At 69.7% G+C, this 23,945-nt stretch carries 14 protein-coding genes; 13 read left to right on the forward strand and 1 reads right to left on the reverse strand.

What is annotated here, in order from left to right; translation table 11 throughout:
* The first annotated feature begins 306 nt into the window (after nt 1–306).
* From ACOWU6_RS06860 to ACOWU6_RS06895, 8 genes are all read left to right on the forward strand, one after another.
* Complete coding sequence (locus ACOWU6_RS06860) at nt 307–4,737, forward strand: Ig-like domain-containing protein (RefSeq protein ID WP_421075199.1); 4,431 nt, start codon at nt 307–309, stop codon at nt 4,735–4,737.
* 340 nt (nt 4,738–5,077) lie between these two features.
* Nucleotides 5,078–7,870, forward strand: a complete 2,793-nt coding sequence (locus ACOWU6_RS06865; protein ID WP_421075200.1) for a discoidin domain-containing protein — start codon at nt 5,078–5,080, stop codon at nt 7,868–7,870.
* Between the two features lie 193 nt (nt 7,871–8,063).
* A complete protein-coding gene (locus ACOWU6_RS06870; protein WP_271172904.1) occupies nt 8,064–8,999 on the forward strand; it encodes an ABC transporter permease in 936 nt (311 codons plus the stop codon).
* On the forward strand, nt 8,986–9,975 hold the full coding sequence (locus tag ACOWU6_RS06875) for a carbohydrate ABC transporter permease (RefSeq protein ID WP_271172903.1): 990 nt from the start codon (nt 8,986–8,988) through the stop codon (nt 9,973–9,975). The genes ACOWU6_RS06870 and ACOWU6_RS06875 overlap by 14 nt, the downstream gene beginning before the upstream one ends.
* Nucleotides 9,976–10,020: 45 nt before the next feature.
* On the forward strand, nt 10,021–11,571 hold the full coding sequence (locus ACOWU6_RS06880) for an ABC transporter substrate-binding protein (RefSeq protein WP_421075201.1): 1,551 nt from the start codon (nt 10,021–10,023) through the stop codon (nt 11,569–11,571).
* A 78-nt stretch (nt 11,572–11,649) separates the two neighbouring features.
* Nucleotides 11,650–12,291, forward strand: coding sequence for a YesL family protein (locus ACOWU6_RS06885; RefSeq protein ID WP_421075202.1), 642 nt, complete (start codon nt 11,650–11,652; stop codon nt 12,289–12,291).
* A gap of 4 nt (nt 12,292–12,295) precedes the next feature.
* Nucleotides 12,296–14,677, forward strand: a complete 2,382-nt coding sequence (locus ACOWU6_RS06890; RefSeq protein ID WP_421075203.1) for a glycoside hydrolase family 2 TIM barrel-domain containing protein — start codon at nt 12,296–12,298, stop codon at nt 14,675–14,677.
* A 91-nt stretch (nt 14,678–14,768) separates the two neighbouring features.
* Nucleotides 14,769–16,001: an ROK family transcriptional regulator gene (locus ACOWU6_RS06895; protein ID WP_421075204.1), complete on the forward strand. Its 1,233-nt coding sequence runs from the start codon at nt 14,769–14,771 to the stop codon at nt 15,999–16,001.
* Between the two features lie 251 nt (nt 16,002–16,252).
* On the opposite strand, the gene ACOWU6_RS06900 is transcribed toward ACOWU6_RS06895, so the two are convergent.
* On the reverse strand, nt 16,253–17,275 hold the full coding sequence (locus ACOWU6_RS06900) for a LacI family DNA-binding transcriptional regulator (RefSeq protein ID WP_421075205.1): 1,023 nt from the start codon (nt 17,273–17,275) through the stop codon (nt 16,253–16,255).
* Nucleotides 17,276–17,454: 179 nt separating this feature from the next.
* On the opposite strand from ACOWU6_RS06900, the gene ACOWU6_RS06905 reads away from it, so the two are divergent.
* The 5 genes from ACOWU6_RS06905 to ACOWU6_RS06925 all read left to right on the forward strand — a co-directional run bounded on the left by ACOWU6_RS06905 (nt 17,455) and on the right by ACOWU6_RS06925 (nt 23,858).
* Nucleotides 17,455–18,753, forward strand: a complete 1,299-nt coding sequence (locus ACOWU6_RS06905; protein ID WP_421075206.1) for an ABC transporter substrate-binding protein — start codon at nt 17,455–17,457, stop codon at nt 18,751–18,753.
* Nucleotides 18,754–18,817: 64 nt separating this feature from the next.
* Nucleotides 18,818–19,726 carry a carbohydrate ABC transporter permease gene (locus ACOWU6_RS06910; RefSeq protein WP_421075207.1) on the forward strand — a complete coding sequence of 303 codons (909 nt, stop codon included), beginning with the start codon at nt 18,818–18,820 and terminating at the stop codon, nt 19,724–19,726.
* A gap of 1 nt (nt 19,727) precedes the next feature.
* Nucleotides 19,728–20,627, forward strand: a complete 900-nt coding sequence (locus ACOWU6_RS06915; RefSeq protein ID WP_421075208.1) for a carbohydrate ABC transporter permease — start codon at nt 19,728–19,730, stop codon at nt 20,625–20,627.
* Between the two features lie 2 nt (nt 20,628–20,629).
* Nucleotides 20,630–22,576, forward strand: a complete 1,947-nt coding sequence (locus ACOWU6_RS06920) for a glycoside hydrolase family 127 protein (protein ID WP_421075209.1) — start codon at nt 20,630–20,632, stop codon at nt 22,574–22,576.
* Between the two features lie 238 nt (nt 22,577–22,814).
* Complete coding sequence (locus tag ACOWU6_RS06925; protein WP_421075210.1) at nt 22,815–23,858, forward strand: LacI family DNA-binding transcriptional regulator; 1,044 nt, start codon at nt 22,815–22,817, stop codon at nt 23,856–23,858.
* Nucleotides 23,859–23,945 lie beyond the last annotated feature (87 nt).

A 23,945-nucleotide genomic window follows, 5' to 3' on the forward strand; every position in this document is an offset into this window, starting at 1 on the left:
CGAGCGGATCGAGGGGCGGGAACCGGGTTCCCGCCCCTTTCCGCGTCGGAACTCCTGCATCGTGTCCCGGCGCGCCATCCGCCGTGCGTGCGCTGTCCGCGCCATCCCGGCCATCCGCTCTTCCCCGTACCGAAAGTTTTCGAAAAGGCTTGCGGTCGCTCCTGCGCCGTCCCTAGGGTGACGAGCGTGCGCCGAAGCTCGGCGAGAAAGGGAGCAGACACAGTGGTCTGGTCAATGAAGGAGAGATCCCGTCGGCCCGCGAGGGCATGGATCGCCGTCGGGGTCGCATGCACGCTGGCTGTGGGAGTGTCGGCTTCGCCGGCGTTCGCAGCCAACAGCGATCTCGGCTACCCGGTCTTCTCGGGAAGCGAGAACCCCGTGCCTGACACGGGGACCGGCTACACGGTCGGCAATCAGCTGCAGGCCATCTTCGATGCGGATCTCGCGGCAGGAGCGGGCGCCAGCACCGAAAAGGATTTCTGGATCGACCGGATGCTCGCGCGAACGGGAACCGCGGGAAGCTTCGGCGACGAGAACCAGTGGCTGTTCAGCCGAGGGCGCGCCGCCTTCATGAAGGTGCACGACCCGGCGAAGCTCGGATTCGGCGGCCAGCTGGCCTACTGGGAAGCGGTCGACGGCCGCGACGCCTACACGGTCACCGCGAGCGTGGGCGGCGAGCAGATCACGCTCACCGAGGACACGGCCGCGCGCAAGCAGACGCCGAGCTACTGGCGCAGTGTGCACCGCAACGCCGACGCGGGTGTCGAGATCGTCCAGACGAAGTTCATCACGGACGCCAACGTCCTCGTGACCGAGCTCGAGGTGCGCTCGACCGGAGCGGCCGTGGAGGTCGGGCTCCGCGCCGTGTCACCGTATGCCACGGTGGCTGAGGAGAACGAGCTCACGGGAACGTTCGACGCCCTCAACGACATCACCAGGGTCCATCCGCGCTTCTCCGGCGACGGGTTCGCGCCGGTCGACGGCGGACTCGAGACGACACTCTCGATCGGCGCGGGGGAGAGCGCCGTCACCAAGCTGCAGCTGGGCCTCGTCACCGAGGAGATCGCGGAGTCGCGCCCCGCGTACGACGCGATCGCCGCTGCTTCGCCCTCCGACGCGTACACGGAGCACGTCACGGCGTACAACCGCTGGTGGGCCGACAACGTGCCGTACCTCGACACCCCCGAGGATGACATCGACAAGACGCTCTTCTACCGCTGGTGGCTCCTGCGGTTCAACTACCTCGATGCGAATGCGCCCGGCAACGCGTACCAGTTCCCGACCGCCGTCGAGGGCGCGCTCGGCTACAACAACGCGATCGACCTCACGGTCGGCATGTTCATCGACGACCTCAAGTACTTCCGCAACCCGATCTACTCGTACGGCGGATGGGTGTCGACCGGCGAGACGTCGAAGGGCGGGCGCTTCGTCGACAACCCGGGTGACCCGGCGAACTGGAACGCGAGTCACACGCAGTACATCGCCGAGGCCGCCTGGAAGTCGTACCAGGTGCACGGCGGCCCGCTCGGGATCGTCGAGAACCTCGCGCGCTACGCGGAGGGCGATGCGAAGGGACAGCTCAGCTCGTACGACTCCAACGGCAATGGCCTGCTCGAGACGAACTGGAATGCGTGGACCGGCAACGACGCCGACGCCGTGTCGTTCGACTACTTCCGGCGCGCGAATGAGCGGGCCGAGTCCGCCTACGTGTACAGCGGCGCCCGTGCGGCGTCGGCCGCCTACGGGCTGCTCGGCCGCGACGACAAGTCGGCGGAGATGGACGCGATCGCCGAGAAGGTGAAGACCGGCGTCCTCGAGAACCTCTGGGACGCCGAGGAGAACCTCATCAAGCACCGCGATCTCCAGACGGGCGAGCTGATCCCCTGGAAGGAGATCAACAACTACTACCCGTTCTCGGTCGGCCTCATGCCGAAGCCGGGCGACGAGGACTACGCCGACGACTACGTGGACGCCCTCCGCCTGTTCGCCGATGACGCGGAGTACCCGATCTTCCCCTTCACGACAGCGAACCAGGCCGACAAGGCCGAAGCGGCGGCCGCGGGACACCCCGGCACGAACAACTTCTCGATCATCAACTCCACCGTCACGTTCCGGATGGTCGCAGCGGCGCTCCGGGAGTACCCGAGCGATGCCATCGACGCCGAGTGGTACAAGAAGCTCCTCTACTGGAACGCGTGGGCGCACTATCAGAACGGTGGCGACAACCGCCTTCCTGACGCGAACGAGTTCTGGGCCGACGGGGACGCCGATCCGCAGAGCATCGGGTACCGCTCGTGGATCCACCACACGATCCTCGGGACGACGAACTTCACGATGATCGAGGACGCGATGGGTCTGCAGCCCCGCACGGACGACAGGATCGAGCTCTACCCGATCGACATCGACTGGCCGCACTTCACCGTGAACAACGTCTCGTATCACGGCAGCGATCTCACGATCACGTGGGATGAGCCGGGAGACGGCGAGCGCCCGTACGGCGACACGGTGCCCGAGGGCTACTCCGTGTTCGTCGACGGCGAGCGCGCGTTCACGGTCGACGCTCTCACCCATGTCGTCTACGACCCCGCGACCGGCCAGGTCTCCTTCGAGGAGGACGTCGTGAACGGCGTGTCCGAGCCGAAGGTCATCGACGCGGCCCCGGTTGCGCTCCGGTCGCCGCAGGACGTGGTGTACGCGGACGACTCCCGCGTCGTCGACCTGTTCGCGAAGGCCGGACAGGACATCTCCTCCCACGCGGCGGAGAATCTGGCTGAGGGGCGCCCGGTGACGGCGTCGTTCTCGGCGGACGGCCGCCCCGCGAATGCCGCAGTCAACGGCACGACGATCAACGAGCCCTTCTGGGGCACGGCCGGATCGCCGAACGCCACCGACTGGCTCGAGGTCGACCTGGGATCGCCGCAGGCCGTGGACACGGTGCGCGCGTACTTCTACGACACGTCTTCGAGCGCGACGGCGTCGGGTTACGCCGAGCCCTCGCGGTACGGCATCGAGTACTGGGACGGCGCGGGATGGACAGCCGTGCCCGGTGCCGTCGAGGCGCCGACCGTGCCGCAGCCGAACCTCAACGAGGCGCGGTTCCCCGAGATCACGACGCAGCGCATCCGCATCTCCGTGGCGCACGCGGAGGGGTACAGGACCGGGCTCAAGGAACTCGAGGTGCTCCGGACGGGGGAGCCGGTCGGAGCGGCGGAGAACGCCGCCCCGAGCGTCCTCGCCTACACGCAGGCGGGAGCGGTGAGCGCCGGACGAGCCGAGCTCACGGGCATCGTGAAGGACGACGGCGCTCCCTCCGATCCGCTCACGGTCTCGTGGAGCGTCGTGTCCGCACCCGAGGGCGGCGATGCGTTCATCGAGCACGCCGACCGCGCGAACACGATCGTGCGCTTCACGGTCGCGGGCGAGTACCGCCTTCGGCTCACCGCGACGGATGGCGAGCACTCGGTCTCGGACGACGTCGTCATCCGCGGCGAGGCAGCAGACGGCGGAACGGACATCGGGCCGTCGGCTACCCCGACCGCCTCGTACACGGCGGGATGGAACCGCGTCACGGCCGTGAACGACGGCAGCGGTGTCAATGAGGGCGGCGATCAGGCCCAGATCTGGGGCACCTGGTCCGGGGATCGTCCGGCGTCGCAGTGGCTGCAGTACACGTGGGAGGAGCCGGTGCGCGTCGCCGGGTCGGAGATCATGTTCTGGACGGACTCCGCGGCTGGAACGGGCGAGGGCGTCGCGGTGCCGGCGTCGTGGAAGATCCAGTACCTCGACGCCGAGGGAGCGTGGGTCGACGTCCCGAACGCATCCGGGTACGGGACCGAGCGCACCGGCACCAACGCGACGACGTTCGACATGGTGACGACGACGGCGCTGCGTGCGACCTTCGAAGCCGCTCCGAACGCGACCGGGACGTCGTACTCGGCCGTCGGCGTCAGCGAATGGGACGTCTTCTCTGCGGCCCCCGCGGCGATCGACGAGACCCACGTCCGCACGGATGTGGGTGCGCTCCCGACCCTGCCGCAGCAGGTCGGCGTCACGTACGCCGACGACAGCCGAGCGCTCGCCGCGGTCACGTGGGCACCGGTGACGGAGGACCAGGTCGCGGCCGAAGGGAGCTTCGAGGTGCGCGGCATCGTCGAGGGTGCCTCGGCGACCGCGAAGGCGACGGTCTGGGTGCGCTCGACGCACGAGCTGACGATCAACCAGGTCGACACGGTCTCCGTCCACACCGCCGTCGGCGTCGCACCTGCGCTGCCGGAGAGCACGTCGGTGCTGTACAACGACGGCTCGAAGGAGACGCTTCCGGTGGTCTGGGACGAGATCGATCCTGCCCAGTACGCCTCGGAGGGCGAGTTCGAGGTGGCGGGAACGGTCCAGAGCGACCATGCGGGCGACAAGACGGCGACCGCCTCGGTCATCGTCGGGGCAGGCGGCGGTGAGAGCCCCGTCTCGGTCGCCGTGTCGGTGGACGGCCGCTGCGTGGGCGCGAAGGGCGTGATCGCGGTGAAGGCGACCAACGACGGAACCGAGGTCGCGGACATCGAGATCCGCTCTCCCTACGGGAAGAAGACGTTCGCGGGCGTCGAGCCCGGAGACAGCGTCTCGGTCGCGTTCAAGACCCGTGAGAAGGAGGTTCCGGCGGGCGCGGTCGACGCCACCGCGACCGCCGGCGAGGAGACGGGGACCTCCTCGGCGGAGTACGCCGCCTTCACCTGCCGGTGACGGGAGGGCGGCGGCCACGAGCCGCCGCCCTCCTCACCGTCCGGGGTGAGCGCCGACGCCGCCGGTGCTCAGTGGGACACAGCGCAGGAGATCCGAGCGGATCGAGGGGCGGGAACCGGGTTCCCGCCCCTTTCCGCGCCGGAACTCCTGCGTGGTGTCCCGCCGCGCCCGCGCCATCCGCCCGCGCGCCATCCGCCCGCGGGCCATCCCGGCCATCCGCCTGCATGATCGATTGCGATCGCTTCCACGAAGGCATGGTTGCCGCGCGATGCGGACTCCCGCTTGACTGATGTTCACGCAAACATCCGCGAGGCGGCGTCGCCTCGCTCACGAGGGAGTGATGTTGAAGAGAACCATGACGGCCGCGGCGGGGCTGACTCTCGCCGCCGCCCTGACGATGTCCCTGGCGGGGCCGGCGACCGCCGAGGTCCCGGTCGGCGAGCCGACGACGTACACGTCGTATCCGGCCATCCAGGATCCGGGCAGCAGCGCGCCCGACTACTTCCAGCCGCTGTGGCTCGACGACAACGGCGCGCACATCCAGGCGCACGGCGGCCAGATCGTGACCGCCGAGGAGGACGGCCGCACCGTCTACTACTGGTACGGCGAAGACCGCAGCAACGGCTACTACGGCAGCCCCGGCGTGCACGCCTACAAGTCGTACGACACCGTGAACTGGGTCGACCAGGGCGTCGTGCTGCGCTCGGTGTCCGACGCCTCCGAACTCGAGACGGAGTACTTCGACGCCCTCTACGACACGGTCGACGACGCGGGTCAGCCGCGCACGGAGCGCATCGCCGAGCTGAACTACCACCTGAACACGAACGACGCGGCCGACTACACGACGATCTTCGAGCGGCCCAAGGTGCTCTTCAACGAGGCGACGGGCAAGTGGGTGCTGTGGTGGCATTCGGATGGCCAGACGAGCCCGGGCGGGAGCATGTACGCCCGCTCGATGGCGGGCGTGGCCGTCTCGGACAGCCCGACCGGGCCCTTCAAGATGACCGGCGTCTACCGGATGCCGAACCGCACCGACTACAAGGCGTGCATCTCGGCGGCCGTTCCCGGCCAGGCCCGCGATATGACCGTGTTCCAGGACGACGACGGCACGGCGTACATCGTCTACTCCTCGGAGGAGAACCGCTCGCTCTACATCGCGGAGCTCGACGCGTCGTACACGAACGTCACCCACACGACCGACACCGACATGGCCGACGCGGGGCAGTACTCGGAGGACGGCCGCTTCCCCTATCTCTTCGCGGACGGGACTCCGGAGGCGCCCGTGCGCGGGGAGGACTTCCAGATCGTCAAGGAGTGCGGCATGCTCGAGGCGCCCGCGCTCTTCGAGCACGGCGGCCGGTACTACGTCGTCGCATCGGGCGCGACGGGCTGGGCGCCGAACCCGCAGACGTACCACACGGCCGACACGATCCTCGGGCCGTGGATCCGCGGCGTCCAGGCCGACGACGCCTACGAGAACGTCGCGTACAACGCGATCCCCGAGGGCGGCGACGGCCTCCTCTCGGTCGGCGACGTGCGCCGCACGACGTTCGGCTCGCAGTCCACGAACGTGCTCGACCTGGGCGGTGGCCGCTTCGTCTACATGGGCGATCGCTGGAACTCCGGCGCCGCCGACTCGACCTACGTGTGGCTGCCGATCACCATCGGCGAGAACGGCCGGGCCGAGATGCGCAATCCTGCGACGGAGGACCCGGAGCGCTGGGGCGCCGGCTGGGATGCGTCGTACTTCGACGAGCACGGTCTGGGCGAGGGTATCTGGTCGGTCGTCGACGACCGCCTGCCGGAGACCGTCGAGCCGGGGGAGGACTTCTCCGCGAAGCTGCCCGAGACCGTCCCGGTCGCCGTCGACGGTGCGACGGCCGAGGTCGCGGTGACGTGGAGCGCGACGTCGTTCGACGAGCGGGGCACGCAGCTCATCACCGGCACCCTGGCGGGCGATGCGACGTTCACGGCGGGGCGCACGTTCACGCGCACGATCGAGGTCGCGACGCCCGGCATCGTGAACCTCGCGCTCGACGCCGCGGTGGCGGCATCGAGCCGCCAGGATCTCGCCGGCACGACGGCCGACGGCAACGTCAAGGGCAAGGGCTGGGACGACTGGGTCGGGGGCGGCGTGTACCCCAAGAGCAGCTGGCTGTCGTACACCTGGGCCTTCCCCCAGGACGTCGACGAGGTCGTCGTGCACACCTACAAGGACGGCGCCGGCGCGACGTGGCCGTCGACCATCGCCGCAGAGTACCTCGACGCATCGGGGGCCTGGGTGTCGGCGAACGCGAGCGTCGACCTCGCGCAGGACGCCTCGGCCACCGCACCCGTCGCGAAGCTCGACGTGTCGGGCATCCCGGCGACCAGCGGGGTCCGCCTGCAGCTGAAGACCGCGACGAACGTGTGGCAGTCGATCTCCGAGGTGCAGCTGTGGGGTGCCGAGGGAGTGCGGGATGTCTGCGGTGCCGACGGCACGACGGTCACGGCGAGCTTCCACCAGACGCAGTACGAGACGATGCCGCCCGCGAACGCGTGCGACGGCAGCGCCGCGACCTCGTGGTCGACGTGGGACAGCACGAAGCGTGATCAGGCGACGCTCACGATCGAGCCCGCGGAAGCCCACATCGTGGATCGGGTCGGCTTCACCAACCGCGAGGGCACCATCACGGGCGTGAGCGTCGAGTACCGCGACGCGCACGGCACCTGGCACCCGACGACCGCGCAGGACGTCGTCCCGAGCGCGAACGGCTCGCCTACGTCGTTCACCTTCGAGCCGGTCCTCGCCTCGGCTGTGCGTCTCGTCTTCGCGACGCCGGGCTCGTACCTCAAGATCCCCGCGCTCGCGGTCGGCGCGGTCGACGCCGCGGTCGAGCCCGCCGTGACGAGCCGCTGCGTGGGAGGCAAGGTCCAGCTCGTCGCGACCGCGCGCAACACGGCGGACGGCCCGGCGGATGTCGCGGTGCAGAGCGCGTACGGAGGGCGCGTCCTCGACGAGCTCGCGCCAGGACACGCGGCCTCGGCCGCGATCGCCGTCCGAGCCGCCTCGGCGACGGCCGGCGAGACGACCTTCACGGGAGCGGATGGCGTGCCCGTGACGGTGGGCTACCCCGCCGCCAGCTGCGGCTGAGCGCGCGCGGGTGCCCCGGCCGCGGCCGGGGCACCCGCGACCGATTCCGACCGCTTCCCGAAGGCGGCTCTTGCCAAGCCGGCAGGGGATCGCTACTGTCTTCCTAGTTTCATCGACGGTTAGATTTATCGTCGAAGAGACACCCGTCGGCGATGGAGCCGACGCTCCGACTGCAGAGAGGCAGAGGATGTCCGTGACGGACAGGGTGCAGCCCAGACGACGGCTGCTGAAGGATCTCAGGCACAGCAGGGTGCTCATCCTCATGTGCATCCCGGCGATCGTGTTCTTCGCGATCTTCAGCTATGCGCCGCTCCCCGGGATCTGGATCGCGTTCACCAACTTCAACTACCGCGACGGCATCTTCGGCAGCCCGTTCGTGGGGTTCCAGAACTTCGAGTTCCTCATCAAGTCGGGCCAGCTCTGGCTGCTCACGCGGAACACGATCCTCTACAACCTCGCGTTCATCGTGCTGGGGAACATCCTGCAGATCGCGCTTGCGATCATGCTCAGCGAGATCGCCTCGAAGTACTTCAAGAAGGTCACGCAGACGGTGATGTTCCTGCCGTACTTCATCTCGGTCGTGCTCATCGGCGTGATCGCGTTCAACCTGCTCAACTACGACACCGGCGCGCTCAACGCCCTCATCGAGTCGACCGGCGGCGACCCGATCAAGATCTACAGCACGGCGGGCGCGTGGCCGCTCATCATCATCCTCGTCCACCTCTGGCAGAGCACCGGGTACGGGTCGATCGTGTACTTCGCGGCGATCATGGGCATCGACCGGACGCTGTTCGAGGCCGCGGCGATCGACGGGGCCTCGGCGTGGCAGCGGATCCGCTACGTCATCCTGCCGAGCCTCAAGCCGACGTTCATCATCCTGCTGCTGTTCTCGCTGGGCGGGATCATGAACGGCAACTTCGGCCTGTTCTGGAACCTCATCGGCAACAACGCCGCCCTGTTCTCGACCACCGACATCATCGAGACCTCGGTGTACCGGATGGTCATGTCGCAGAACAACTTCACGACGTCGACCGCGGTCGGCCTCTACCAGTCCCTCTTCGGTTTCGCCCTCGTGATGACGGCGAACTGGGTCGTGCGAAGGATGAACAAGGACTATGCAATCTTCTGAGACGCTCGTCCCCCCGCCCACGGTCACCGAGGCGGTCACGACCGCGAACGCGAGGAAGCGCCGCGGCGGCCCGACCGGGCGGCCGACGACCATCAAGCTCGCGAAGAGCGACTACACGCTCAAGGCGATCTCGTATGTGACGATCTCGCTCTTCTCGCTGTTCTGCGCGCTGCCGTTCATCCTCATCATCTCGGCGTCGTTCTCGAGCGAGTCCGAGATCATGAAGAGCGGGTTCGGACTGTGGCCGAAGGGCTTCACGCTCACGGCGTACGAGTACATCTTCAACTCGCCTCGGCAGATCCTCGGCTCCTACGCCGTGACGATCATCATGACGGTCGCGGGCACGGCGATCGGGCTCTTCATCATCTCGATGACGGGGTACGCCCTGTTCCGCCGGGACTTCCGGTACCGCAATGTCATCTCGTTCTTCATCTACTTCACGACGCTGTTCTCCGCGGGCCTCGCGCCGACCTTCCTCTGGGTGGGGCGTGACCTGGGGCTGCGCGGCAGCTACCTCGCGGTCTTCCTGCAGCTGCTCATGACGCCGTGGCTCATCATCCTCATGAAGAACTTCATGCGGACGGTCCCGTACGAGATCGTCGAGTCGGGCAAGGTCGACGGCGCGGGCGACTTCCGGATCTTCGCGCAGCTCACGCTCCCGATGATGAAGCCGGCGCTCGCGACGATCGGCCTCTTCCTCGCTCTCGGCTACTGGAACGAGTGGTACCTGTCATCGCTCTACCTCGGCAGCTCCGTGGAGTTCAAGCCGCTGCAGTACTACCTCTACAACGTCATCAACACCGCGAACGCGCTGCGCAACTCGGTCGCCGGCGACAACGTGGTGATCTCCGAGCTGCCGAGCAACACCCTCAAGATGGCGAGCGCCGTGATCGCGACCGGCCCGATCCTCCTCGTCTACCCGTTCGTCCAGAAGTACTTCGTCACCGGCATCACCGTCGGCGCCGTCAAGGGCTGAACCCGATCCCACCCCTCCACCAGGAATGAGCCGAAGGAGTCTCACATGAGAAGGAACATCGTCCGAGCGGGAGCAGCGCTGCTCGCCGTGGGCGTCAGCGCGGGCATGCTGTCGGCGTGCACCGCCGGCAGCGGCGAGCAGTCGAGCGGCACCGCCGAGATCACGATGCTCGTGCTCGGCGACAAGCCGACCAACGGGCGCGTCGAGGCCATGCTCGAGAAGCTCAACGAGCGCCTCGCCGAGGAGGTGGGTGCGACGCTCGACCTCTACTACGTCGAGTGGGCCGACTGGCAGACGCAGTACAACGTGCAGCTGCTCTCCGGGGACTCGAACATCGACCTCATCACCACGGCCACGGACTGGCTGTTCGCGTGGGAGAACGCGGAGAAGGGAGCCTTCCTGCCGCTGTCGGAGGAGATGCTCCAGGAGCACGCGCCGAAGACGTGGGAGCAGGTCGAAGCCGACGGGCACTGGGATCTCACGAAGCTCGACGACGGGCAGATCTACTTCATCCCCGAGGACAACTTCACCCAGTGGACGAACCACGGGTTCTTCTACCGCGGGGACTGGGCGGCCGAGGCCGGCTTCGAGAACGGCGAGATCACCGCCTTCGAGGACTTCACGACCTACTTCCAGTGGGTCAAGGAGAACAAGCCGGAGGCCTACCCGTGGGATGTCGCCGGCACGAACGAGGCCGCCCTCACGGGCTATCTGCAGGGGCACACCGACCTGCAGACGATCCAGCAGATCAGCGCGGGCATCTACTACCCGTTCCAGACGTCCGAGTCCGACCCGTACACGGTCACGTCCTGGTACATGGAGGGCGACGAGCTGCTCGAGGCCGCCGAGCTCGCCAAGGAGTGGAACGACATCGGGGTGTGGCGCGAGGACGCGCTCAACTACGACGGCGACACCCGCGAGCTCTTCTACTCGGGCCTGTCGGGCGCCGACCAGCACCACACCCAGACGTTCGTGGGCGGCATCGTGCACAACATGAACGAGCGCCAGCCCGGATCGGACCCCAAGTTCTTCTACTGGGGCCAGGAGAACGGCAACTACTTCCGCGACATCCTCACGCACGGCGCGATGGCGGTGAGCGCGACCTCGGCGAACCCGGAGAAGGCGCTCGAGGTGTACGACATGCTCCGCAACGACGAGGAGTCGTACCGCCTCATCAACTACGGCATCGAGGGCACCGACTACGTCATCACGGACGACGGCAAGCTCGACAACCCCGAGGGCTACGACCCGTCGACCGACGCGCTCGGGGCCAACTTCTGGGCCGGCCGCATGGACGAGTACGAGTTGCCGCGGGTCACCGACGCGGAGAACAAGCAGGAGCTCTACGACCAGCTCGACGCCGAGGCGAAGGACTACCCGTACTCGACCCTCCTGTTCAACAAGGACGCGATCGATCCGACCCTCGCCGCCATGGGCGCGGTGTTCTCGGAGTACATCCCGCAGCTGCAGTACGGCAAGTTCGACGACCCCGAGGCCGCGATCGAGGAGATGCGCCAGAAGCTCCGCGACGCGGGCTACGAGGACGCCCTCGCCTCGGTCCAGGCCGACATGGACGCCTGGGCGGAGAGCCAGTGACCGCAGGCGACTGAGCGCCTGCATCGGCAAGGGCGGGCCCGCGCACCGCGGGCCCGCCCGATCTCGAAAGGGGAGAGGATGAACGGCATCTTCGCGGCGGACTCCGCGCTCATGCGGTTTCTCACGCGCGTCGCCGACGCGATGATCCTCAACGGCCTGTTCATCGTGGCGTCGCTGCCCGTCGTGACCATCGGCGCATCGCTCACCGCGCTGAGCTTCACGGGGCGGAGGCTCGCGACGGGCGCGTGCGAATCGGTCACGGGCGACTTCCTCCGGTCCTTCCGGCGGAACCTCCGCCAGGCGACGGCCGTGTGGCTGCTCATGCTGCTCGTCGGCGCGGCGCTCGCCGCATGGTTCGTCGTCGTGAACGGCGTCGGGGTCCCGCCGATGCTCGAGTTCGCCCTCCTCGCGATCTGGTACGTCGTCGTGTTCTTCTGCGTCGCGTGGGCCGTCTACGTCTTCCCCTATCTCGCGACCTTCGAGGGGACCATCCCCGAGGTCCTCCGGAACGCGCGGCTCCTCTCCCTGCGGCACCCGCTCTCGACGTTCCTCATCCTGACCGTCCTCGTGCTGTCGGCGGTCGTCACGATCTTCTCCCCGCAGGCCACCGGCTACGGCCTGCTGTGGCTCCTCATCGGATTCGGCGGGCTCGCCATCGTCATCGGCAGCGTGCTCGACCGGGTCTTCAGCCGGTACATCGACTCTTCGAGCGAGAGGTAGGCGCGTGCGCGCGAACCCCATCATCCCCTGGCGCTTCCACCTCGGCGACGAGCCCGACGCGTGGAAGAAGGGCTTCGACGACACCGCATGGCGTGCCGTGAGGGTGCCGCACGACTGGAGCGTCGAGCAGGAGTTCTCGCGCGACTGCTCGAGCGGCACGGGATATCTGCCGGGCGGCGTCGGCTGGTACCGCGCCCACGTGCCGATGGGCGAGCTCGCCGACGCCCCGCATGTGCGCCTCGTGTTCCACGGGGTCTACAAGAACGCGCAGGTCTGGGCGAACGGATACCACCTCGGCGGACGGCCGTCGGGGTACGCCGCGTTCTCGTTCGACCTGACCGAGATCCTCTCCTACGCGCCCGACGACGACCTCGTGCTGAGCGTGCGGGTCGACCACTCCGACCTCTCCGACTCGCGCTGGTACAACGGCGCGGGGATCACCCGCGGCGTCGAGATCGAGGTGCACGAGGCCGTGCGCCTCCGTGAGCACGGCACGGCCTTCACGACGGTGTCGGCCGACGCCGACGAGGCCGTCGTGCGCGTCGTCCAGACCCTCGTCAACGACGGCCCCGAGCCGGTGTCGGTGCAGCTCCGGCACGAGCTGCGCTCCCTGACATCGGGGCGCGTGCACGCCTTCGACGCGGCCGTCGAGGTGCCAGCGGGCGGCGCGGCCGACGTCGAGAGCGAGACGCGCGTGCCCGATCCCGAGCTCTGGTCCGATACCGATCCGCATCTGCACCGTCTGTCGACGACCCTCGTGCCCGATCGGGGGCCATCCGCCCGCTACACGCAGACCGTCGGGATCCGCACGGTCGCCTTCGACGCCGCCGCGGGCTTCTCGGTCAACGGCGAGCCGCGCACGCTCACGGGCGTGTGCCTGCATGAGGACGCGGGGCCGTTCGGCACCGCCGTGCCCCCGGCGGTGTGGCTGCGGCGCCTGCTGCGGCTGAAGGAGATGGGCGCGAACGCCGTGCGCATGGCCCACAATCCGCACGCCCCCGAGCTGTACGCCCTCTGCGACGCGCTCGGCCTCTTCGTGATCGACGAGGCCTTCGACGAGTGGGAGAACCCGAAGAACAAGTGGTGGCAGGGGCACAACGTGTACCCGCCGCGGCATGAGGGCTACGCCAAGGACTTCCCGGAGTGGCACGAGCGCGACCTCGTCGCCATGATCGACGCGCATCGCGGCCATCCGTCGATCATCGCGTGGAGCATCGGCAACGAGATCGACTACCCGAACGACCCGTATGCGAGCCCCCTCTTCGACGAGATGACCGGCAACAACGACGCGAGCAAGCCCGCGGCCGAGCGCGTCTACGATCCGTCGCGCCCGGACATCCGGCGCCTGACGACGATCGCTCGGCGGCTCGCGGCGATCGTCCGCGCGAAGGACCCGACGCGGCCTGTGACGATCGCGGCGGCCTTCCCCGAGCTGTCGAGCCTCACGGGCTTCCTCGACGACATCGACGTCGTCGGCTACAACTACAAGGAGCACCTGTACGAGGCCGACCACGCGCGGTTCCCCGACAAGCCTCTGCTGGGCAGCGAGAACGGCCACGGCTACGCCGAGTGGCAGCACGTCGTGCGGGCCGACTACGTGGCGGGACAGTTCCTGTGGACCGGCATCGACTATCTCGGAGAGGCCCACGGATGGCCCGTGCACGGCTCGGGGGCGGGGCTGCTCACGCTCGCGGGCTTCGCGAAGCACACGTGGCATCTGCGGCGCAGCTGGTGGACCGACGAGCCGGTCGCGCATCTCGTGACCCGACCGGCAGGGGAGGGCCCGCGCAGCTTCTGGAGCCATCCCGTCTCGCGTGCATGGGAGGGCGGGGAGCGGGTCGGGGTGCTCTGCTTCGCGGGCGGCGGCGAGCCGCGGCTCACGTGCGGAGGCGACGCGATCCCGCTCGCATGGGACGACGAGGGCGGCTTCTGGACGGCCGAGGCCGACGTGCGCTCCGCGCCGCTCGTGCTCGAGATTGTCCGCGACGGCGACGTCGTCGCACGGGACGAGCTCCGCGCGCGCGGGGCGGCCGCCCGCCTCGACGCGGTCGTCTGGGAGGTCCCGGAGCATGCGGCGCGCCGCTGCGCCGACGCCGGCCTCGCTCTCGACGGCGCCCCGTTCGACGGTCTCGTGCAGATCGAGTGCGCGCTGCGCGACGCCGACGGAGGATCGGCGCGGGACGAGCGGATGGTCTCGGTCGAGGTCTCCGGCGGCGAGCTGCTCGGGATCGAGAACGGCGACCTCGCGGACGTCACGCCCTACGCGAGCTCGCAGCGGCGGACCCTCGAGGGGCGGCTCGCCGTGTTCGTGCGCGCGGACGCCGGCGCCGTCGTGCGCCTCCGGGCCGAGGGGCTCCCCGAGACGATCGTGGAGTTCGGGCCGTGACATACTGGCGACGACCGGCGGGGGACCGGTCGCCGGGATCGCCCGCCGCGGCGGCGGACCCGATGCGGATGGCCGCGGTGCGGGAGTGAACATGGCTGTCTCGAGGCGCACGTCGCGCGACATCCGGAGCGAGTCGCGGCTCGACGTGCTGCATGTCCTGCTGTCGCAGGGCGAGACCACGCGCAACGAGATCGCCCGCACGACGGGACTCAGCCCGGCGACCGTCGCCACGGTGGTGGGCGAGCTCCTCGTCGAGGGCATCGTCGTCGAGACCAAGGTCACGGTCGGCCGGATCGGGCGGCCGACGGCGACGCTCGCGATGAACCCGGATCGCGGCCGGGTGGTCGGCATCGACGTCGCCGAGACCTACGTGCGCGCCGAGCTGTTCGACACGGCGCTCACCCAGATCGCGCTCGTCGACGTCGCGCGCGACGAGCACCTCCTCGACCCCGACTCCGTCGTCGAGGCGATCGGCAGCGCGCTCGACCGCGTGCTCGAGCAGGGCGGCGTCGACCGGGGCGATGTGCTCGGCGTCGGGGTCTCGCTGCCGGGGCTCGTGCAGGCGCCCGCCGGCGTCTCGGTGCTCGTGCCGAACTGGACCTGGCACACCGTCGAGCTCGACCGCCTGCGCGAGCGGGTGGGGCTGCCGCTCGTCATCGACAACCCGCTCAAGGTCATCGCGACGGCGGAGCTCTGGCTCGGGCGCGGCCGGTCGCATTCGAGTCTCGTCACCGTGAACCTCGGCACGGGCGTCGGCGCCGCGATCGTGCTCGAGGGGCGCATCCTGCGCGGAGCGACGAATCTCGCGGGGGAGTGGGGGCACTCGCTGCTCGCGCTGGACGGTCGCGGGTGCCGCTGCGGCCGCCGCGGCTGCGTCGAGGCGTATGTCGGAGCACCCGGGATCCGGCAGACCCTCCGCGAGATCGCCCCGGACCATCCGCTTCTCGCGCTCGACTCGCAGCGCGACTTCATCGAGGCGATGGCCGGGGCGGCGGATGGGCCCGAGCACGATGCGGCGGTCGACGAGACGATCGCGCGCACCGCCTGGTACCTGGGGTCGGCGCTCGCCGATCTCGTCGCGGTCGTCAACCCCGAGGTGGTGACGCTCACCGGCTGGACGGCCTGGGCGCTCGGCGACCGCCTGCTGCCGGCGACCCGCGAGCACCTGCGCGACCAGGCGCCCGGGACGGCCGGGGCCGACGTCGAGCTCGGCGTGTCGACGATCGGCGGGAGCACCGTGTCCACCGGAATCGCCGTCATCGCGCTCGAGCGCTTCCTCGCCGACGCGGGCCTTCTGACGAGCCGGACGCCGATCGCGCTCTGACGGCTCTGCGCTGGGGCGCTGACTGTCAGGGCTCTGCAGCCCGGCGCTCTGCCCTTCGGGGCTCTGCATGCTCTGCATGTCTCACTCTTCTCGGTTCTGGCAGGCGCGAAGCCGCCGAGAGTGAGACATGCAGGGCTTGCCGCGGGCGGTGCGGTGTGCGGGACACAGCGCAGGAGTTCTCCGCGGCCTGCGCTGCGGGAACCGGATTCCGGGGCGTGTCGGGCGCGGATCTCCTGCGTCGTGTCCCGCGCTCAGTCGACCGGGATGGTCGTTCCGCGCACGACGAGCTGGACGGGCGTGTGCAGGACGCCGCTCTCGATCCCGTTGTCGTCGAACGCGTGGAAGAGGTGCTGCGCGGCGGTGCGACCCAGCGCCTCGAAGTCCACGCCGACCGTCGTCAGGCGCGGGCGCGAGTTCTCCGCGAGCACCGTCCAGTTGTCGAAGCCGATCACCGCGAGGTCGCGTGGCACGTCGCGCCCGAGGTCGCGCGCCGCGTCGAGCACGCCGCGCGCGATCTGGTCCGAGCCGCAGAAGACGGCGTCGATCTCCGGATCGCGCTCGAGCAGAAGGGCCGCAGCCGCCCGCCCCCAGTGCTCCGACCACTCGCCGAGCATCGGCTCCGCCGCGAAGGCCGTGCCGGCCGCGGCGAGCGCCTCCTGTGCTCCGCTCAGGCGATCCTGCGCGGCGGCATAGGAGGGATCGCCTCCGATGTGCACGATGCGGCTGCGGCCGCACGCGAGCAGATGGCGGATGGCCAGACGGCCGCCCTCGACGTTGTCGGGCGTGAGCGACAGGTCGCGCGGATCGCTGGACGGTGCATAGACGTACACCACGGGGACCGGCAGCGCGCGGCCGAGGCTCCTGCGGGGATCGGTGCGGTCGCCCACGACGATGATCCCGTCCACCCTGCGGCTGAGCAGCGCGCGCAGGTGATGCTGCTCGCGGACGGCGTCGCCGCGCGCGTCGCACAGGAACACGTCGATGCGCCCCGCGCCGAAGGCGTCCTCGGCACCCATGAGGATGGGCAGGACGAAGCGGCCGTCGAGGTCGCTCGTGAGAAGTCCCACCGTGCTCGTGCGCCCGGCGGTGAGGCCGCGCGCGACCGCGTTGGGGGTGAACCCGACCTCCTCGGCTGCCGCCAGCACGCGAGCCCTCGTCGCCGCTGCGACGTCGGTGCGGCCGTTGAGTGCCTTGGAGGCGGTCGCCGCCGAGACGCGCGCGCGCTGCGCGACGTCGTTCAGGGTGGCGGCCCGCCCGTTGCGCTCCGTGCTCATCGCTCTAGCGTGCCACAGTCTCGAAACCGTTACATGGATTTCTGCGCGGTCGTGCTTGACGGCCCGAAGTGTCGCCGCTAGATTCAACGAAAGCCGTTTCGAAAGCTTTCGCGCGGCGTGTCGAGCATCGGCGGCAACGGCGGCGTGCTCGCTCAACGAAGAGCCAGAGGAGCAGACACATGATCACGACCATCCGGCGCGGCACAGCGATGCGCGCCGCAGGACTCGCCGTCGCGGGCGCGCTCGCGGTGGGCCTCACGGCGTGCTCGGGCGGCAGCGGAGGTCAGGCCGCGGTCGACGAGATCCCCGCCGAGGGCGTAGACGACGGCTCCACCCTCTCGCTGTGGACGCGTGCGCCGATCGAGGCGCAGGCCAAGCTGCTCGTGGAGGAGTACAACGCCACGCACGAGAACCAGGTGGAGCTCACGGTCGTCCCGAACGACGACTACGTCGCGAAGGTCGGCGCGGCCGCGGGGTCCGGCGGGCTGCCGGACCTGTTCGCCGCCGACGTCGTCTACGTGCCGAACTGGGCGGGACAGGGGCTCTTCCAGGACATCTCGCCGCTCGTCGAGCAGCTCGACTACGCCGACGAGATCAACGCGGGCCACATGTCGGCCGGCACGATCGACGATGCCGAGTACACGCTGCCCTTCGTGCTCGACCTGTCGGTCATGATGTGGAACAAGGAGCTCGTCGAGCAGGCGGGCCACGACCCCGAGAAGGCACCCGAGACGATCGCGGAGTTCGCCGAGATCGCCCGTGACGTCGACGCGCTCGGCCTGGACGGCGTCTCCGGCACCTCGACCGGCCTCAACTGCGGCGGCTGCCTCCTCTTCACGTGGTTCCCGTCGATCTGGGCGTCGGGCGAGGAGGTCCTCAGCGAGGACGGCACCGAGTCGCTCCTCGACGGCGAGGCCGCGCAGGAGATCTACGGCACGTGGAAGGGCCTCGTCGACGACGGCGTCGTCGCGCCCGGTTCCGAGGACGAGACCGGCGCCACGTGGGTCGCCGGCTTCCAGGAGGGCAAGGTCGGCATCATGCCGTACCCGGCGACGCTGCTTCCGGCTCTCGAGTTCGACGCGGGCGTCGCGGGCCTCCCCGGCGTCGACGGAGGAGCCTCGACGTTCGTCGGAGGCGACAGCATCGGCATCTCGAAGGACTCCGAGCTCTCTGCGCAGGCGTGGAACTTCCTCGCGTGGATGATGTCGGAGGAGACGCAGGTCGACGTCCTCGCGGCGAACGGCAACGTGGTCTCCCGCGGAGACCTCGCCGACAACGAGCACGCATCGGCCGACCCGCGCCTCGTGACGATCAACGAGGTCGCCGCCCAGGGCGACACCCCCGTGGCCGTCAGCTTCCAGCAGGCCTTCAACGCCGCGGGAAGCCCCTGGCTCACCCTCGTGCGCAACGAGGTGCTCGGCGAGGGCGGAGCCCTCGAAGAGGACAACGCCGCGATCACCGAGATCCTCTCGCAGTGACAGTCGCCGTCGGGGTGCTCCCCGCAGCGGAGCGCCCCGACGGCATCGGACAGAAGGATCCACGATGACCACCGCCGCCACGACCGCGCGACGTCCCGGGCGGACCCGCGCGCAGCGCGCGCACGCCATCCAGGGATGGCTGTACGCCTCGCCCACCGCCCTCTTCGTCGGCGTTCTCTTCGTCGTCCCGCTCGTCCTCGTCGTGGCCATGTCGCTCGGCGACTGGCCGCTGCTCGCGGGCTTCCAGGGCTGGAACTTCCCCGACAACTACGTCGCCGCCGTCGACCACCGCCTGTTCTGGGAGGCCATCCGCTTCACGGTGATCTACACGATCGCCGCGACGGTCCTCCTCATCGGCCTCGGCCTCGGGCTGGCCTTGCTCGTCCAGGAGTCGTCGCGATGGCGGTCGTTCCTGCGCACCGCCTTCCTCGTGCCGAGCGCCCTCGGCCTCGCCTCGGCGTCGCTCCTCTTCTATGTCCTGTACTCGCCGATCGCGGGTCCGTTCGCGGAGTGGATGGAGTCATCCGGCTTCACGATCCTCGGGACGCCTGGCGGCGCGCTCTGGGCGACGGTCTTCCTCATCGTGTGGCGCTTCACGGGGTTCTACATGTTGCTCATGCTCGTCGGCCTCCAGGCGATCCCGGGCGAGGTGTACGAGGCGGCGCGCATCGACGGGGCCTCGAAGCTGCAGACCTTCCTGCACGTCACGATGCCCCTCATGCGGCCCACCTTCGCGCTCACGATCGTCATGTGCGTCACGGGCTCGCTGCTCGCGTTCGAGCAGTTCTACATCCTCACCAAGGGCGGTCCTGACAACTCCACGATGACCGTCGTGCAGCTCATGTACTCCATGGCCTTCCAGGGGCAGAACGACCTCGGGATCGCGGGGGCGCTGTCGGTCATCGTGCTCATCGCCCTCGTCGTCATCAACGTCTTCCAGCTGCGGGTGCTCCGCGGCGGAGAGGAGAGCTGACATGACCGCGCTCGCTCCGACCGAGACCGAGGTCATCGTCACGGAGGGCCGCGGCGCGTCGCGCGCGCCGCGGCAGGGCGGATGGCGCCGGCTGCTCGCGAGGGCGCCGTTCGGCATCTTCTCGGCCGCGCTCGCGGCCGTCTTCCTCTACCCGCTCGTCTGGGCCGTCGTGTCGTCGTTCGCGCCGCGCGCCGGCACGAGTCAGACGGAAGGCTGGGGTCTCGGGAACTACGCGACGCTCGCCGAGTTCCAGGCGGGCATCTGGGTCTACCTCGGCAACTCGCTCGTCGTGTCGGGCCTCACCGTGATCCTCACGCTCGTGATCTCGTTCCTCGGCGGATACGCATTCGCCCGGTTCTCGTTCCCGGGGAAGACCGCCCTGTTCCTCACGACCCTGGCCATCCTCATGGTCCCGTACGCGACCCTCCTCATCCCGCTGTACGTGATCCTCAACGGCCTCGGCCTCGGCAACACGACCGTGGGCGTCGCCCTCGTGCTCACGATGTTCCAGCTGCCGTTCTCCACGTTCATGATGCGGATCGCGTTCGAGTCGATCCCGCGCGAGCTCGACGAGGCCGCCCTCGTCGACGGCTGCAACAGCTTCTCGGCGCTGTGGCGCGTGCTGCTGCCTGCGACCAAGCCGGGGCTCATCACGGTGGGGCTCTTCGCCTTCCTCACCGCGTGGAATGACTTCATCGCGCCCCTCATCCTCATCAGCGACACGAATCGGATGACGCTGCCGCTCGCGGTCGCGAACCTGCGCGGTCAGACGATGGGCGTGATCGACTACGGCGCCACGCTCGCCGGGGTCGCGGTCCTCGCGCTGCCCTGCGTGCTCCTGTTCCTCGTTCTCCAGCGTCACTACGTGCAGGGCTTCATGTCCGGCGCCTTCAAGGGATGATCATGACACTCACCACATCGCACCGCGCGACCGCGGCGGCTGCCGCTCCTGTCCTGCCGAGCTCGGGCGCGCTGCGTCCCCTGGGGATCGGCGAGGTCGCGATCACGGGAGGGTTCTGGGGCTCGCGCCAGAACGTGAACCGGCGCGCGACCCTCGCGCACATCGGCACGTGGCTCGAGCGCGAGGGCTGGATCCGCAACTTCGAGCTCGCCGTCGCCGGTGGGCTGCCCGAGGGCCGCCGTGGTCGCGAGTTCTCCGATTCCGAGGTCTACAAGTACCTCGAGGCGCTCGCGTGGGAGATCGGCCGTGCCCCCGATGACGAGCTCGAGCGCGCGTTCCGCGACGTCGTCTCGGTCGTGGGTGCGGCGCAGGAGCCCGATGGGTACCTGAACACGCGGTTCGGCCGCCCCGGTCAGGGCCCGAGGTGGTCCGACCTCGAATGGGGGCACGAGCTCTACTGCCTCGGGCACCTCTTCCAGGCCGCGGTCGCTCGGGCACGCACGAAGCCCGGCGCCGACGACGGGCTCCTCGAGATCGCGACACGCGCCGCCGACCTCGTCTGCGAGGTGTTCGGCGAGGACGGCATCCCGTCGATGTGCGGGCACGCGGAGATCGAGACGGGACTGGTCGAGCTCGGTCGCGTCACAGGCGAGCCCCGCTACATCGCGCAGGCGAAGCTCTTCGTCGACCGGCACGGCACGGGCGTGCTCGCGGACATCGAGTTCGGCCGCTCGTACTTCCAGGACGACATCCCGATCCGCGAGGCCGACGTCCTCCGCGGCCACGCGGTGCGCGCGAACTACCTCTCGTCGGGGGCGCTCGACGTCGCGGTCGAGACGGCCGACGGCGAGCTGTCCTCGGCGCTCGTGCGGCAGTGGGACAACACGGTCGCCCGCCGCACGTACATCACCGGCGGGCAGGGCGCCCACCACCAGGACGAGGCGTTCGGCGCCGACTTCGAGCTGCCGCCCGACCGCGCCTATTCCGAGACCTGCGCGGGCATCGCATCGGTCCAGTTCAGCTGGCGCCTGCTGCTCGAGCGCGGGGAGGCGAAGTACGCCGACCTCATCGAGCGCACGCTGTACAACGTCGTCGCGACCTCGCCCTCGTCCGCTGGCACGGCGTTCTACTACGCGAACACGCTGCACCAGCGCACGCCGGGAGAGGTCGCCGACCCGGACGCGCCGTCCGCGCGTGCGGAGTCGTCGCTGCGCGCGCCGTGGTTCGAGGTGTCGTGCTGCCCGCCCAACGTCGCCCGCACCCTCGCCAGCCTCGCCGCGTATGTCGCGACCGTCGACGAGGAGGGGCTCCAGATCCACCAGTACGCTCCGGCGGCGATCTCCACGACGGTCGCCGGGCACGACGTCGCACTGCACGTGGAGACCGGCTACCCGGCGGACGGCGACATCCGCGTCACCGTGGACGCCGCAGCGGACGCGGAGTGGACGCTCTCGCTCCGCGTGCCCAGCTGGGCGGTCGGAGCAGCGCTCGAGGTCCGTTCGGCGGACGGCGGGGTCCAGACGCTCGCGGCGGAACCCGGGTACGCGACCGTGCGTCGCGCGTTCTCCGCGGGCGACGTCGTGACGCTGCGCCTCCCGGTTGCCCCGCGGCTCACGCGGCCGGACGCGCGCATCGACGCGATCCGGGGCACGGTGGCGGTGGAGCGCGGCCCCGAGGTGCTCGCGCTCGAGTCGGTCGACCTCCCCGAGGGGATCGGCGTCGATGTCGTGGCGATCGATCCCGACGCGCCCCTGCGCGAAGAGGACGGACGCGTCGTCGCGCGCCTGGCCATCCGACGCCCCGTCGACGCGCCATGGCCGTTCGGGGATCCGGAGGTCGCCGACGACGAGCAGATCGTCGACGTGCCGCTCATCCCGTATCACGAGTGGGCCGAGCGGGGCCCCTCCACGATGCGCATCTGGATCCCCGAGCGCCGCGCGGGAGCCTGACCCCGCCGCCCTTCCGCCCACTTCGATCCTGCATGTCTCGCTCTCCGCGGTTCTGGCGGGCGCGAACCCGCCGAAAGTGAGACATGCAGAGTCGGGGACGCCGAGTCTCGGGGAGAGCGGATGGCCGGGGCCGCCTTCCGCCCGACCTCCACGCGACGCGAGCGCGATCGGGGGAGGGGGCGAATCGACATCGGGGCGTCGTGTGGATAGCGTTGTCTGGATCGATCGAGGGGGGCTCATGCCGAACGCCGACAGGCCGCCGACACTCGCCGACGTCGCACGACTCGCGGGGGTGTCGGTGCCGACCGCGTCGCGCGTGCTGAACGGCGGCGTCCGCGGCAAGCAGAGCGGCTCCCCTGAGATGCGTCAGCGCGTGCAGGACGCCGCGCGGGCGCTCGGATACTCCGTGAGCCCCGCGGCGCAGGCGATCAAGGGCGGGCGGGCCCGCACGATCGCGCTCGTTGTGAGCGACATCGACGACTTCGGGTCGGCCACGATGATCTCGGGTGTCATGCACGCCGCCGAGAAGCGCGGCGTCTCGGTCGCCGTGCGCACGACGCGCGACGATCCCCTGCGCGAGATCGCCCTCCTCGAGGAGCTCCGCGGCGAGCGGCACCGCGCGATCGTGATCGGCACGAGCCGGACGACCGACGCGCGCCGCGAGGCCGCTCTCGCGGCGCAGCTCGGCACGCTGGATGCGCACGGCACGCGCGTGGTCGTGATCGGCCACAGCGCCCTGCGCTTCCCTTCCGTCACCGTCGACAACAGAGAGGCGGCCGCGGCGCTGGCCGAGGGCCTCGCGCTGGCCGGTCATCGTCGCTTCGCCGTCGTCTCGGGCCCCGACTTCGAGATCACCTCGCAGGACCGTGTCGCGGGGTTCCTCGAAGGTCTCGATCGGCACGGAATCAGCGTCCTCTCGGGCGACGTCGTGCATCGCTCGTTCTCGCGGGACGGCGGATACGCCGCCGTCGACGACCTGGCGACGCCCGTCGCGGAACTCGACGCGATCGCTGCGATGAGCGACGCGATGGCGGTCGGCGTGATCGCCCGGCTGCGCGAGCAGGGAGTCGAGGCCCCGGGTGACGTCGAGGTGAGCGGATTCGACCACGTGCCGATGCTCGGCGACGTGCTCCCGAACTTCAGCACCGTCGAGGTGCCGCTTGAGGCGTTCGGAGAGGCGGCACTCTCGCTCGCCCTCGACGACGGGAATCCGCAGCCCGACCAGCGCATCGCGCTGCGCGCGACCCCCATCGTGCACGGCGCCGCCGTCGCCCGGCGCTGACGTCGTCAGTCCGCGTCGTGCGGCCTCCGGAAAAACAAGTGGCAAACGTTGTCCACTTTGCGATACGCTCCTGGAGTCGGACGCGGT

The sequence above is a fragment of the Microbacterium sp. SA156 genome, from assembly GCF_049065455.1.
Lineage (GTDB): Bacteria > Actinomycetota > Actinomycetes > Actinomycetales > Microbacteriaceae > Microbacterium > Microbacterium barkeri.

Bases quoted from the DNA above. Each gene is read 5' to 3' on its own strand.
- ACOWU6_RS06875 (WP_271172903.1), top strand. From the start codon at position 8,986: ATGCAATCTTCTGAGACGCTCGTCCCCCCGCCCACGGTCACCGAGGCG.
- ACOWU6_RS06900 (WP_421075205.1), bottom strand. From the start codon at position 17,275: ATGAGCACGGAGCGCAACGGGCGGGCCGCCACCCTGAACGACGTCGCG.
- ACOWU6_RS06925 (WP_421075210.1), top strand. From the start codon at position 22,815: ATGCCGAACGCCGACAGGCCGCCGACACTCGCCGACGTCGCACGACTC.
- ACOWU6_RS06895 (WP_421075204.1), top strand. From the start codon at position 14,769: ATGGCTGTCTCGAGGCGCACGTCGCGCGACATCCGGAGCGAGTCGCGG.
- ACOWU6_RS06920 (WP_421075209.1), top strand. From the start codon at position 20,630: ATGACACTCACCACATCGCACCGCGCGACCGCGGCGGCTGCCGCTCCT.
- ACOWU6_RS06885 (WP_421075202.1), top strand. From the start codon at position 11,650: ATGAACGGCATCTTCGCGGCGGACTCCGCGCTCATGCGGTTTCTCACG.
- ACOWU6_RS06905 (WP_421075206.1), top strand. From the start codon at position 17,455: ATGATCACGACCATCCGGCGCGGCACAGCGATGCGCGCCGCAGGACTC.
- ACOWU6_RS06865 (WP_421075200.1), top strand. From the start codon at position 5,078: ATGTTGAAGAGAACCATGACGGCCGCGGCGGGGCTGACTCTCGCCGCC.
- ACOWU6_RS06915 (WP_421075208.1), top strand. From the start codon at position 19,728: ATGACCGCGCTCGCTCCGACCGAGACCGAGGTCATCGTCACGGAGGGC.
- ACOWU6_RS06880 (WP_421075201.1), top strand. From the start codon at position 10,021: ATGAGAAGGAACATCGTCCGAGCGGGAGCAGCGCTGCTCGCCGTGGGC.
- ACOWU6_RS06910 (WP_421075207.1), top strand. From the start codon at position 18,818: ATGACCACCGCCGCCACGACCGCGCGACGTCCCGGGCGGACCCGCGCG.